This is a genomic window from Siminovitchia fordii DSM 16014 = CIP 108821 (genome assembly GCF_000374565.1).
Lineage (GTDB): Bacteria > Bacillota > Bacilli > Bacillales > Bacillaceae_C > Siminovitchia > Siminovitchia fordii.
In genome coordinates this window covers 189,020-202,456 of record NZ_KB894688.1, presented here as the reverse complement: position 1 = coordinate 202,456, position 13,437 = coordinate 189,020, and the positions used below count along the sequence as shown (strand labels likewise).

Annotated in this window: 11 protein-coding genes and 1 pseudogene; 7 read left to right on the top strand and 5 right to left on the bottom strand. The window is 41.0% G+C overall.

All coding sequences use genetic code 11. The annotated features are described in order from the left end of the window. Positions 1–170 precede the first annotated feature (170 nt). The 3 genes from dmpG to C509_RS0108355 are packed head-to-tail and all read left to right on the top strand — an operon-like array spanning position 171 to position 2,210. Entirely contained in the window at positions 171–1,202 is a 1,032-nt protein-coding gene (gene dmpG, locus C509_RS0108365) for a 4-hydroxy-2-oxovalerate aldolase (protein WP_018706472.1), read from the top strand. Continuing rightward, complete coding sequence (locus C509_RS0108360) at positions 1,199–1,990, top strand: 2-keto-4-pentenoate hydratase (RefSeq protein WP_018706471.1); 792 nt, start codon at positions 1,199–1,201, stop codon at positions 1,988–1,990. Before dmpG ends, C509_RS0108360 begins: the two co-directional genes overlap by 4 nt. Positions 1,991–2,003: 13 nt before the next feature. Then, complete coding sequence (locus C509_RS0108355; RefSeq protein ID WP_018706470.1) at positions 2,004–2,210, top strand: 4-oxalocrotonate tautomerase; 207 nt, start codon at positions 2,004–2,006, stop codon at positions 2,208–2,210. A gap of 454 nt (positions 2,211–2,664) precedes the next feature. Here C509_RS0108355 and C509_RS0108350 read toward each other — a convergent pair whose 3' ends face one another. The 4 genes from C509_RS0108350 to C509_RS0108330 all read right to left on the bottom strand — a co-directional run bounded on the left by C509_RS0108350 (position 2,665) and on the right by C509_RS0108330 (position 7,408). After that, positions 2,665–4,092: a sodium/glutamate symporter gene (locus C509_RS0108350; RefSeq protein ID WP_018706469.1), complete on the bottom strand. Its 1,428-nt coding sequence runs from the start codon at positions 4,090–4,092 to the stop codon at positions 2,665–2,667. 21 nt (positions 4,093–4,113) lie between these two features. After that, a complete protein-coding gene (locus C509_RS0108345; protein ID WP_018706468.1) occupies positions 4,114–5,283 on the bottom strand; it encodes an alanine dehydrogenase in 1,170 nt (389 codons plus the stop codon). Between the two features lie 335 nt (positions 5,284–5,618). Further along, positions 5,619–7,028: a sigma-54 interaction domain-containing protein gene (locus C509_RS0108335; protein ID WP_018706466.1), complete on the bottom strand. Its 1,410-nt coding sequence runs from the start codon at positions 7,026–7,028 to the stop codon at positions 5,619–5,621. Between the two features lie 176 nt (positions 7,029–7,204). Next, positions 7,205–7,408 (bottom strand): hypothetical protein, encoded by a 204-nt coding sequence (locus tag C509_RS0108330; RefSeq protein ID WP_169509193.1) that lies wholly within the window; start codon positions 7,406–7,408, stop codon positions 7,205–7,207. 465 nt (positions 7,409–7,873) lie between these two features. Between C509_RS0108330 and C509_RS27625 the strand changes: the two are divergent. After that, positions 7,874–8,002: pseudogene (locus C509_RS27625) on the top strand (hypothetical protein); the annotation flags it as partial. A 296-nt stretch (positions 8,003–8,298) separates the two neighbouring features. On the opposite strand, the gene C509_RS0108325 reads toward C509_RS27625, so the two are convergent. Further along, positions 8,299–9,159: a hypothetical protein gene (locus C509_RS0108325; RefSeq protein WP_018706464.1), complete on the bottom strand. Its 861-nt coding sequence runs from the start codon at positions 9,157–9,159 to the stop codon at positions 8,299–8,301. A gap of 298 nt (positions 9,160–9,457) precedes the next feature. On the opposite strand from C509_RS0108325, the gene C509_RS0108320 reads away from it, so the two are divergent. The 3 genes from C509_RS0108320 to C509_RS0108310 all read left to right on the top strand — a co-directional run bounded on the left by C509_RS0108320 (position 9,458) and on the right by C509_RS0108310 (position 13,418). Beyond that, positions 9,458–10,852 carry a sigma-54 interaction domain-containing protein gene (locus C509_RS0108320; protein WP_018706463.1) on the top strand — a complete coding sequence of 465 codons (1,395 nt, stop codon included), beginning with the start codon at positions 9,458–9,460 and terminating at the stop codon, positions 10,850–10,852. Positions 10,853–11,017: 165 nt separating this feature from the next. Next, positions 11,018–11,983 carry an agmatinase gene (speB, locus tag C509_RS0108315; protein WP_018706462.1) on the top strand — a complete coding sequence of 322 codons (966 nt, stop codon included), beginning with the start codon at positions 11,018–11,020 and terminating at the stop codon, positions 11,981–11,983. Positions 11,984–12,017: 34 nt separating this feature from the next. Continuing rightward, positions 12,018–13,418 (top strand): sodium:solute symporter family protein, encoded by a 1,401-nt coding sequence (locus C509_RS0108310; protein ID WP_026319769.1) that lies wholly within the window; start codon positions 12,018–12,020, stop codon positions 13,416–13,418. Positions 13,419–13,437: the final 19 nt, after the last annotated feature.

Here is a 13,437-nt window from a genome sequence, read left to right as displayed (position 1 = left end):
GCAGAAGAGTACTCAAGGATGCTTCACATGAGATGAATGAAATCAGCAGCTTTGCTGTGGTGGCTGAGAAGCTGCCTCATCAAAATTCGTCTTGTGCTTGTCGCTGATAAGCGGGCGCCTTGCGCTTTTCTTAATACGATATCAACTAAGCAGAAAGGAGCAAATCCTTTATGAATCAATCTGGTAAGGATATTAAAATCACGGAAGTCTGCCTGCGTGATGGCAGCCACGCTGTAGCTCATCAGTTTACCGAACAGCAAGTGCGCAATGTAATTCGTGCCCTTGATGAAGCAGGCATGCACTATATTGAAGTCAGCCATGGTGACGGACTTGGAGGGTCCACGATCCAGTACGGCCGTTCTCTTGTGGATGAGATGAAACTGATCGAAGCAGCCGTTGAAGAAGCTAAGCAATCTAAGATCGCAGTGTTGTTGCTGCCTGGGATTGGTACGGTACATGAGTTAAAGGAGGCCTGCAAGTGTGGCGCCAAATTGGTAAGAGTAGCGACGCATGTAACGGAAGCGGATGTTTCGGCCCAGCATATTAACATGGCCCGTGAACTGGGAATGGAAGCTTTAGGGTTCTTAATGATGGCGCACTCTGCACCAGTAGAAGTACTGGTTGAACAGGCCAAATTAATGGAAAGCTACGGAGCTGAAGCAGTCTATGTAACCGACTCCGCCGGAGCTTTGCTTCCTCACGAAGTGCGGGAAAGGGTTAAGGCTCTTCGCGATAATCTGGATATTGAAGTAGGATTCCATGGACACAACAACTTGTCGGTAGCGGTGGCTAATACTCTTGCTGCTATTGAGGAGGGAGCCACCCGGATTGACGGCAGTGTCCGCTGCCTCGGAGCCGGGGCCGGCAATACGCAGACGGAGGTGCTTTTAGCGGTAATGGACCGCATGGGCTATGTTATCGACATTGATTTATATAAAATGATGGATTTGGCCGAAGATGTAGTCGGACCACTGATTCCCGGTTCTCAGGAAATTAAAAAAGGAAGTCTGGTTCTTGGCTACGCCGGAGTTTATTCCAGCTTCTTGCTTCATGCCGAACGGGCAGCGAGAAAGTTCGGTATCGACCCTCGTGATATTTTGATTGAACTCGGTAAAATGAAGGTCGTCGGCGGGCAGGAGGATATGATATTGGATCTGGCAGCCAACTTGGCAAAAAAACAAACAGTGGAGGCGGGAACATGATACTGAAAACGAAAGACGACCAAGAAATCATTGAGTATCTGTTGGAGGCTGAGCGGGAAGCTCGGGAAGTAGTCAAAATTACGGATTCTTATCCGGATTTAACAATTGAAAAGGCCTATGAGTTGCAGGATAGACTACTCAACCGCAGGTTGGAAGAAAACCATACAAAAACGGTCGGAATCAAACTGGGGTTGACCAGTAAAGCCAAACAGGAAATGATGGGAGTCGATGAAGCCATCTACGGATATTTGCATGCAGATATGTTGGCGTATGAATGGGAGCCGATGAAAAGATCGGAATTGATTCATCCTAAAGCCGAACCAGAAATTGCCTTTTTCCTGGACAAGGATTTGGAAGGAGACAATATAACGGAGGAAGACGTCCTCTCAGCAACTAAGTATGTGGCACCAGCATTGGAAGTGATTGACAGTCGTTATAAGGATTTCCGCTTTACCCTTACGGATGTCGTAGCCGATAACTGCTCATCAATCAAGTTTGTGGTCGGAAGCCAGTTGGTCAGCCCGAAAAACCTGGATCTTGGCAACGTCGGTATGGTGATGTCTAAAAATGGAAAAGTGGAACAGACTGGTTCAAGTGCGGCCGTTCTCGGTCACCCGGCAACAGCAATTGCGTGGGCTGCCAAGCAGCTCAGCAAAAGAGGCAGAGGATTTAAGAAGGGTGAAATCATCCTGAGCGGTGCTATGTCCGAAGCCATTTCTTTTGATTCCGGAGATACGATAGTAGCCCAATTTAACGGGTTGGGCAGTATCTCTTTCTATTGCGAATGAGGATGTTGATATTATGCCGATTTTTCAAGTGCAAGTGTTAAAAGGCAGAAAACGTGAACAGATAAAGGGCTTAATCGCAGATGTTACGGAAGCCGCAGTAAAGAATCTTGCTGTCAAACCTGAACAAGTTCGGGTCTTGGTAACGGAAATCGATCATAGTCATTGGGGGGCCGGGGGCCTACCAATGGAAGAAATCAGGAGGGAGAGGAATCAAAAATAAGTATTGTGACAGTGTTTTAACGATAGGATAAGCTGTTCGGATGGTTAGACTTTCGAATAATTTTATCGGAAAATTCAATATGACGTTGCCATGGTGAGCTGATATTTCCGCATGCGAAAGGGAAACCGTGCAGCAGTTTTCCGGCAAAATCATAGTTGCGACTAATTTAACACAAGCTGAAGAGGCGCTCGTACTCTAAATAAATGCTCCCCGCTGTAAAAAAATAGCGGGGAGTCTATAGGTAGTTGCTAAGGTTTTGTTGAGAGTGACAATAAAATTGTTTAATTTACAACAAAGTTGTTCAAAAACTTCAATTATTCTAGGATCACATTTTGAACTTAATGATCGAAATCAGGGCTAAGAAGAATGCTTTAGGAAATGTATGATTCATCCATAGGTATCCTTCAAATCCGGCATGGCCAGCCGACTGCTCCTTATTTCGAATTCACTAGATTTAGGATGATCTATCAATAGATTGCGTATTGTATTTGACGTTTACTCCATCGCCATCAAGTGCAGAAGCATCCGGCCTTTCCGCTAAAGGTATTTTCCAGTACCACCATTTAAACTTGATAGATATTACAATACATAAGATAGAAATTACAGCGAAAATACCAACAAACGCCCAATGTTGCCCTCCTAGTAGCATGGCTGGACCTGCCGACCATGCGAATAACTCTATAGGCGTATTAAGGGGACCAACAATAGCCGTATCTGTAATCGTCTTAGATTTATTCCTTGGATCAACTACCCTTAATAGGGTCAGACCGATCGCAAAGACTCCTGTTGCATATCCATAAACAAATATTGAACGTTCAAACCAACTTTCATAATTCATAGCAGGCCCAGCAACCCACAATAATAAAACAACAATGATCAATCCTGAAAGCATTAACAATCCAAGTGGAAGTGCATATTCGAGAACGATGGGCAGCTTAATAGAGGCTACTCCAAAAAATACTAGGTAATCGGTAGCTGAACTACCTAACCTATTTACTACTTCTTCGTCTACATACTTATATACACCCTTTTTTCCCTTACCTAAGAGCGCATACATGACCAATGCAACAATGAATGCAATTGTAAATGTTGGAAAGTCGAGCCCCCAAGTATCCGCAATATATGTATTTAGCAAGTAACCTAAACCGGATGGAATAAGTAAAAGCCCTAAATGAAATGCTATTGGATCCAGCGCTATGGGTGAAATCGTTCCCTTCCCAATTGAAGGTCGATTCTCTGGCTTTACTAAACCTGTCCTCATGTCTTCTGATATTTGGGAGAAGTCTTTAACATACTGTGTATATCCTTTTTTGGTAGCCATTTTTATAAATATGAGTCCACCAAAAATCCCTACTAAAATACCAACGGTGGCGGAAGTCATAGCTAAATCCGTTGCGTTAGAAAAACCTAAACTTTCAAAAGTTGATCCTACTGCAGCTGCTGTTCCATGACCACCATAGAATCCCGTTGCTAAGAGTAGTCCAAAACCATAATTAATTTCCGGTACCCATTTAGAAATGACTAATATTGAAAATACAACGGGAATAAAAATAATGGCACACATGATCAATATTTTGTATGAAGCATATGCTCCCATTCTATTCAGATCTTTCTTCATATTCCCTGGGGAAAATGAGAATCCATTAATTCCTACCGAAGCAAACACAAAAATTATGATCACTCCTGCATATGAACCGATTTCCCCTGAAAAAGGCAGGATATTTAGGAATCCGGGGCCTAACGCCAAACCCAAAAAACCCGCCAATAAACTTGCTGGAATAAAATTCTTTTGCAAGAACTTGATCTTTGAACGCATTAGCATACTTAGTAATATAAGTATGCTGGCGAGAGTGAAGTCAACCAATAGCGTATATAACGTCATCAATGTATCCTCCTTTTCAGATTATAACTTTAGATAGTTATTTGATCTTGTAACTGTAGCGGGCGGTGCAATGTCCAGATTATCCTTATCCGTAATATCAAGAATATCTTCCGGTTTTATCCATGGTCTGTTTTGAATAGCACTTGTTTCTTCATGTGTGAGATACCCTTTATATGCCGTCAGACTCCGTCTTAAAAAACCATCTTTGATACAAGCTTCTGTGACACCTAAGTTTAAAATAGATCTAAGATGGCCTAACACAGAAGCAGCATATGCTACGGATGTTGAATTTGCAATAGCCCCGGGAATATTACCCACACAATAGTGTACAACACCGTTTTCAATATATGTGGGATGATCATGAGTGGTTTCACGGAAAGACTCGATTGCCCCATCAGCATCATTGCTAATATCAACAATGACGGATCCTTTTTCCATGAGGTTGAGCATGTCTCTATCTATCAAATAATCCTTACTCTCTTTTGGCCATTTCACACAGTTAATGACCATATCAATTTCCGGAAGTATTTTTTTGATATTTTCCTTGGTTGATAATTGAGTATTTACTTTTTCGTTGTAAACCTTTCCAATTTCTCTTAAAGTACCAAGGTTTACATCCATTACAGTACACCAAGCTCCTAACGACTGTAGAACTTGCAATGCAGATCTTCCGACCAGTCCTCCTCCAAGGATAAGGACCTTAATGCCAGGTGCTCCCGCTAGCCCACTTACAAATTTCCCTTTCCCTCCATTTATCGTTAACATCGATTGTAAGCCCATTAAAGCTCCCTGTTTACCTGCTGCTTCACAGTTCACTGAGCCGAATCTATGCGAATCTTCTGCTGTAAATGCAATACATTTGCTGTCGAGAATGGCTTGGACTTCTTGTGGATTAGCAGCTGGATGGATACAGGTGAAGATTATTTGATTTTCCCGAAGTAGTTTGTACTCCATCTCTTCAATTTCTTTTACTTTTGCTAAAAGGTCAGACCTTTCATACATCTCCTCTAATTTCTCTACTATTTCAGCACCTTGCTCCTCATAATCTTCATTACTGAATCCCGCGCGAATTCCAGCGTCTTTTTGAACAAGAACTGTATGACCATCGCTTATAATAGTGCCAACTTCTAATGGAGTAGCAATTACTCGAGACTCTCCCGCTTTAATGTCTTTCAATACACCAAATATCATTTTCTTCCCTCCACGGTTTCAATATGTTCAAGCATGCTGCAAGTTAATACCGTCTGTTTTCTCCTTGTCACAATTAATTTCATGTAAGACTCTTTTACATCCAACTTACACCCCTCTATACAGTTTCAATTTTGTAAAAAAGCAACTCTATTATGTTTCATCTTTATTAAATTAAAGCAAGAAGCATGCCAAAGAAATGACCATATTTCATCGATTTAAGTAGAAAAAACAGAAGAAATGATAGCTTTTCTTTATAATAATTTATTAAAACGTTAACTTTTGGGCAGGTGATGTTATATTTTGGGCACCATAGACATGAGTTTATTTCCTTATTGTTAGCTTTTGGGCATAATTTCATAGAATTTGATTTTATTTTGCAAGGTTTGTCTTGGAATTCCGAGTAATTTCGCCGCTTGTGATACATTGCTTTTCGTTTGATGAATCGCCTTTTCAATCATTCTCCTTTCTAATCTTGCAACTGCTTCTTTCAAAGGTTCAATTTGGACCTCTTCTTCATTATGTTGAATGAAGTTTTTTATCCGCTCTTCAATATCTTTCATTTGAAGTGTATCTTCCCAGTCATCTATTTGATTGATTGCATATTCAACAATATGTTCCAGCTCCCTTACATTCCCCGGCCAGCTGTATTTTAAAAGAAAATCATACACCGTCTTCGATATACTGTTTACATTCTTGTGTAGCAAATCATTATATTTAGAGATAAAAAATTCTAATAAAAGCTTAATATCATCTTTTCGCTCACGTAATGGTGGAATGTTCAGTGTCATTACACACAACCTGTAATATAAATCAAGTCTCATATCCCCATCTTTTACACAATCTTCGGGGCGTTTATTGGACGCTGTAATGACTCTCACATCAATTTTTCTAATATTTTTATCTCCTAACCTTCGAACATAACCGTCCTGTAATACTCTTAATAACTTGGACTGTAGATTAATTGGCATTGAGTTAATCTCATCTAAAAAAATGGTTCCCCCTTCCGCAATTTCAAATAAACCAGGGTTATTTTCCGCACCGGTAAAACTACCTTTTGTTGTACCGAACAAAATACTTTCGATTAATGATTCTGGAATTGCTGCACAGTTTTGCGTGATGAAAGGCTTTTGTGCACGATTACTGGCATTATGTAGTGATTGAGCAAATAATTCTTTTCCTGTTCCCGTTTCACCGTATATAAATACAGGTGAGCTTCCTTTTGCGATTTTTTCGGTTAAGCGTTTTAATTTTTTCATCTGTTCGTTATTCGTAATGATGTCTTTTAGCGTATATTTTGCTCGTTCAGGTTGAATGTTTTCGACTAATCGTTTATTCGCTTTAAACATTTCTGAATTGATTTCGATTGCATTATTTAGATTAGGATTTTCTTTACTTATTTCTTTCGATAATTCAATTGCACCAATAACTTTCCCATGAGCTTTGATTGGTAAAGAAATATTCGTGGTTTCAATTTTTCTTCCCCTAAAATCAACAAATTCTTGCTTATCTTTAAAAATAGGACCACCTGTTTTCATTGCATTTAATAATGTACTCGTTTTTTCATTAAGAGTAGGAAAGACAGAAAATAAGCTTTCTCCTACTATCTCCTCATGTTCAAGAATGTCTGAGTGAAATTGCGGATTAAATTTGATTGTAAACAAGATGATCCCTTTGTTGTCTGCAATTGTAATACCATCAATATATTTCAGTTGATTTAGAATCTCGTAATTGTCTAATCTACTCATTGTATTCTTCTCCTTTATGGTTGGGGTTTAGGGTATTTGGAACAAACCAAGTGAACCAGCCATAGCGGACTTACTATGATTCTTATACGAAAAAGCGCGCTTTGCTGTACTATAAAACAAAAGAAGAACCGTCATCAGTTTTTTTGATAACGGCTCAAACACCAACAATGTTATAGTTAATCATTCCTTAGTTTTCCTTTATACTTCTTTTGAATCTCGTGCAGCTCCATCAGTCTTTGTGCATTTCTTCGTTCGGGAATACTCTCTTTTATTCCAAGCTTTTCAAACAAGGTATCCTTGATATCAATAAACGTTCCATATATCTTTTCCTGACCAAAGAGAAAGGAAGTGCTCAATGGAATACTCTTCAACATACCCATCCGGGAATTTTTCGCGGGTACCTGCAAACCGGGGAGAAGCTGCATCAGGACATTATCCTGCTCCGGTTGGTGGCGCCCTCTCGATGACCCGTTGCTTTTATTAAAATAGAGGTGATATATCCGATGGGATTTTTGACATTATTATTTCTGATCACACTGTTAAAACCATTCTGAACCCTTTCATGTCTATACACTTGCTATGTTTTAAACAATTTTAAGCGATTTTTTAGCTTTTTGAAAATGAACCGCCTCAAAATCATCTTATAGGCGGGAGTCCCTACGACCTATTAACAACACAAAAAGAGAAACTGCAGATTAAAGGTCATTCCTCTTGAAATCCCTTCGTTAAGAGGTCGGACAGAAGATCTTTTACCTCATCCATATCATTTTTTGGATCAATTTAACAAACAATATAATAAACAATCTTATTTAACTGAAGAAAATGGAAAGAATTGAACATCAACATGGCCGGGAAATATTCGGGAGCTTGAAAAGTTTATCGAACGCTTAGTCGTGCAAATTCGTCATCCGTCAAAGCTTTCAATCGGAGCTAAAAATACTGATTTCTGCTGTTATGAAACCAATAGTAATTAATGATATCCTCCCTTTGAAGGAAGCTATCGAAATGTTGGAAGAAGGGTTAATTAAGAAAGCGGCTGACCAGCTATAAAATAGCCACTCTATTACATATCAGTCAATCTTCTGCTCATGGAAAAATACAAAAATATTTACTGGGGAAATAAACGAGGGCCATCAAACTTTTGCAAAGTTGTGATGAAAACCAAGAGACGTTGCCTGGGGCATTTTTCCGCCGGTAACAATATTTCCTTGGAATCCCACACTGTTGGTGAAAAGAGCTTGCGATGTCGCATGCTTTTCGGTCTAGCATTCTATTCTCCCAGTTGCTTTCGTTTATTTTGTTCCAGCAATTCTTCCATTGCCGTTAAAGTATCTATATCAATAGGGACTTCGTTTACCGAAGGCCCATGGACTGTTTCAACCGAATTTTTCTCTTTGCTATCTTCCATGACAAAACTTAACTGCATATACCAGCTTCTAAGTCTATTTATTTGATCCCGATAGGCCGGGGTATTTTTTTTCAATGGTGGCTGGCTGCCTTCGCCTGTAAATGTAAAAAAGTTAATTGTGTGTAGAGGACGAGCCGAGTCATTTGCGATGATAGTTAAATCCAAAGTGCCCACATTTTTCTTCTTCTTTTCCGGCGGTTGTGAACCGCCTATGAATGTACCGTTGTCTTTGGAAATGAAGCCGTCCAATAACGAGCGGGCGGTTTTGGATTGGCTTGATTTGGTCCCTAAGGATACCCCATCTTCGGACATTTCTACTGCCAAAATATCAGAGTAATCATATTCAAACATTTCATATGCCATTCCTGCTTTGGCTATTGAAATATCTGCCATTTTCGGTGCCCATATATATATCCTTTTTGCATTTTCATCAATAGAGATTTTCGTAAGAAGGTTTTGTGAAATGAATGTTTGTTCCGATTTGAAGTTAGTTCCCCCCGGCTTAAGACTTTCCAATTCTTTCAGAAGCTCTTTTCTATTTCTCTTGATTCCTTTTGTATATCTGAGTAAAGAGATCAAGTTGAAGAGCAGAGTAGGGATCAGGCATAGCCAACCTATCCATGCGTAGCCTTTTATGAAAAAAATGATGGAAGCGAAGACCGCCAAAATTGACGTCATGCATCCGAATCCAGACTTGTCTTTTTCGATGTCAGAAGCAGCCATAAATTGACCTCCTTTACAAATGGTTCAATAAAAGCTACGTATTGCTGAAAGATAAGTTTCGTCACATGTGAAAAAGGGGTCATTTTGCCCATTGGAGTATGTCATTGGGGTCTGGCCCCCACCCCGTTAACGCGTCAACATACTGGGGGTCAGACCACGGTTTTTCAAAAGATGACTTTTGTCACCTTGATTGATGACATAAGCTACTGATTCTGCTTTTCTTTTTTTTACCATTGTTGTGGTAAAATATTATCACTATATAAGATCCGGGCATGTATGGTTAAAGGAGTGACAATAAATGATGGAAGAAGACATTCGTGAACTGGAATTGAGGGCTATTCTTGAAGCATCGAACGATAATATTGTTATCACGGATGGACAGGGTAAAGTGTTGAGAAGCAGTCCCAACTGTCAATCAATCTACGGGATGAAAAATGAAGAGTTGATTGGAAAAACGGTGGATGAATTGGAGCGGATGAATGTCTTTTCACCTTCAGTTACAAAAAGGGTGCTCCAGGAGAAGAAAGAAGTACAGGTGATGCAGCATACCTTGACAGGCCGCTCTGTCATGGCGACGGCCTTGCCGGTTTTTGATGAAAACGGAGAAATGATCCGAGTTATCAGCTTTTCTCATGATTTGACCGAGCTTAGACAGATCAAAGAAGATTACGAAGAACTGCGGGCCAAAATGGAATACTATCAGTCTGAAATCCAAGAATTGCGGGATAAGGAACAGCATACCGACGGTATTGTGTTAAAGAGCAAGGAGATGAGCAATGTCTGGCAGCTCATTCAAAGGGTGGCGCTATCTGATGCGACCGTTGTGTTTCTAGGGGAGTCTGGAGTTGGAAAAAATGTTTTTGCTAGGGCTATTCATGAAAAAAGCAATCGCAGCAAGGAAGCTTTTATTGAAGTAAACTGCGGTGCTATTCCGGAGACTCTTTTTGAGTCCGAAATGTTCGGGTATGAGAAGGGAGCTTTTACAGGGGCGAATAGAGAAGGGAAGCCTGGTCTTATCGAACTTGCCAATAAAGGTACATTGTTTCTGGATGAAGTAGGAGAGCTTCCATTAAATCTTCAGGCCAAGCTGTTAAAGGTGATCCAGGAAAAGAAAATGACAAGGATCGGCGGGACGGAGCCCAAACGCATAGATTTTCGTATCATTGCTTCGACCAACCGGGATTTGGCAGAGATGGTGAAGGAAGGAACCTTCCGTGAAGATCTTTTTTACCGGTTGAATGTCGTGCCAATCACCATTCCTCCTCTCAGGGAGCGGAAGGATGACCTGTTGCAGTTATGTGAGTACTTTCTTGGGATGTTCAATGATAAGTATAATACGGATAAAGCTCTTCATGCCACGACAATCCATGAAATACTTGATTACAGCTGGCCTGGAAATGTCAGGGAACTTGAAAATTTAATGGAGCGTCTAGTTATTACAACGGAAAACCGAATTATTTATCCGAGTGCTCTCCCGTTTCATAAGAAGGAAATTCACTCCTTTGATAAACAGGAAACGGAAGAGATGCCCGAACAGGCCGAAAATTTGCAGGAGGCACTGCAAAATGTGGAGATACGTTGGCTGAAAAGGGCGTTCAGACAATATAAAACAACATATGAAATGGCGGATTATTTGGGAATCAGCCAGTCGAGTGTAGTTAGGAAGCTTCAAAAGTATGGGATTAATTCATAAATGAATCTTAACCCGGTTTTGCATCGAAAAACTGTTTTTTCAATGCGAAACCGGGTTAATTTTGTAAATGAATACATAGAGAAAAGGAATTTTATAGTTGGCACGTTTTTTGCATGTGTAATAAGGTGGACATTATTATCATGAATTTTAGGAGGAATACAATATATGTATAAACCAAAAGACTCATCACAATCTCCCCGTTTTGTAGGAAACAGAACATTCATGAGACTGGAACAGGTCAGAACAACTGATAATATAGACTTTGCTGTTCTCGGCGTGCCTTTTGATACAGCAGCATCCAATCGGACGGGGCAGCGTTTCGGTCCGCAGCACATCCGTGACTTTTCAGTACTGCTTCGCCCGTATAATCCGGATATGGATATCGATATTTTCGAATATTGCTCAGGAGTTGATTACGGGGATATCAACGTGATCCCAGGAAACGCACTCCGTACGTACGACAGTATGGTTGAAGGTCTCATGCCGCTTCTTGAGAAAAATGTCATCCCTGTCATCATGGGGGGAGATCATTCTATCTCACTAGGAAACCTCAGGGCTTTCCATAAAAGATACGGAAAAATTGCACTCGTTCATTTTGATTCCCATGGAGATACGTGGGAGCATTATTATGGTGAAAAATATATGCACGGAACACCGTTCAGACGTGCTGCTGAAGAGGGGCTCCTAGATTTGGATCATTCCATCCAGGTCGGCATGAGAGGGCCGTTATACGGACCAGGCGATATTCAAGATGCAAGGGATCTCGGCTTTGAAGTCATTCCGATGAAAGAAGTACGTGAAATCGGATTTGAAAACGTGATGAAAAGGATTCATGATCGTGTAAAAGACCGTCCGGTATTCGTTACTTATGATATCGATTTCGTGGACCCGGCTTATGCTCCGGGAACAGGAACACCTGAAGTCGGTGGGCCGACGAGCTACGAAGCATTGGAGTATGTCAGGGGACTTGATGGACTCGACGTGGTCGGCTTTGACCTGGTGGAAGTATTACCGGCTTATGATGCCAACGAAATCACCGCGGTGCTCGCATCGTCTGTCATTTACGAAATGATCACATTGATTGCTTTGAAAAAAAGGCGGCAGCAGGAGAAGCAGAACTCTCAGAAATAAAATCTGAGAGACAGAGGAGGAAATTAATATGAATATTAATTCGTTTGATGTTGTCATCATGATAGCCTATTTACTCTTGCTTGTCGTGGTCGGAGTAATTGGTTCGAGACGGGCCAAAACATCGGAAGATTATGTTTTGGCCGGCAGGAATTTAGGATTTTTCATGTATTTTGGTTGTCTTGGCGCTGTTATTCTAGGCGGCGCCTCGACGATCGGTTCTACAAAGCTGGGCTATGAATTCGGATTGTCAGGTATGTGGCTCGTTGTCATGCTGGGACTGGGGATTATGCTTTTGGGGATATTCCTTGCCAAACGCATTTCAAATCTCTCGGTAATGACGATCAGCGAATATCTCAGTAAGCGTTTCGGTGTTGAAGCAGGTCTTGTCAGTGCATTGATTGCAGCAACATATGCCATGATGGTATCGGTTACGCAGGTTATTGGAATGGGTACGATTTTAAATGTCCTTTTGGGATGGAACTTAAACGTTTCCATGCTTGTTGGCGGTGGTATTGTACTATTTTATACAATCCTTGGCGGCATGTGGTCGGTTACGATGACAGACATCGTCCAGTTTGTCATCATGACGGTCGGGGTTTTCTTTATCATGCTTCCGCTGGGGCTGTCAAAAGCAGGTGGCTGGTCTTCTTTGCAGGCCAATTTGCCTGACACCTATTTTACCTTTACAGGAATAGGCGGTCATCAGATTTTTCAGTATTTCTTGCTTTTTGCATTGGGAATGGTTGTTGCACAGGATATTTGGCAGCGTATTCTCACTGCTAAAACAATCGAAGTTGCCCGGGCTGGTACGGTTGCGGCAGGAGTGTACAGTCTGTTTTATGGAGTTGCAGTAGCCATTATCGGAATGTGTGCATTCATTATTTTGCCTGGCCTGGAGGATACGCAAAATACGTTTGCAAGCATGGCTGTTGCTATTTTGCCGTCGGGGGTGCTTGGGTTAGTTATCGCTGCAGTTGTTTCAGCCTTGATGTCAACCGCTTCCGGAACTTTGCTTGCTTCATCAACATTAGTTTCAAATGATATTATTAAGCGTTTTTTCAAAAAAGATGTAACAGACCAGCAATATTTGAAGCTTTCAAGAATCGTCACAACCGTGATCGGGCTATTGACAATTGTGTGTGCTTTATGGATACAAGATGTTCTTGTAGCCCTTGATGTTGCCTATGCCGTATTATCTGGTGGGATTTTTGCTCCGGTGATTTTGGGATTGTTCTGGAAAAGAGCCACTGCAAAAGCGGCATTTTATGCCATTATTGCAAGTACGGTCGTCATTCTGGCAGGCCTTGCTATTCAAGGTATTACAGCTACTACACCGATTATCTATGGAATCGCTGTAAGCTTTGTCGTCCTGATTGCAGTTTCGCTTGCAACAAGGCCTAGTGAGGAATTACATGTTTCTTCTGATGAGGTATAAAAAACGAGGCGGAAAGTCC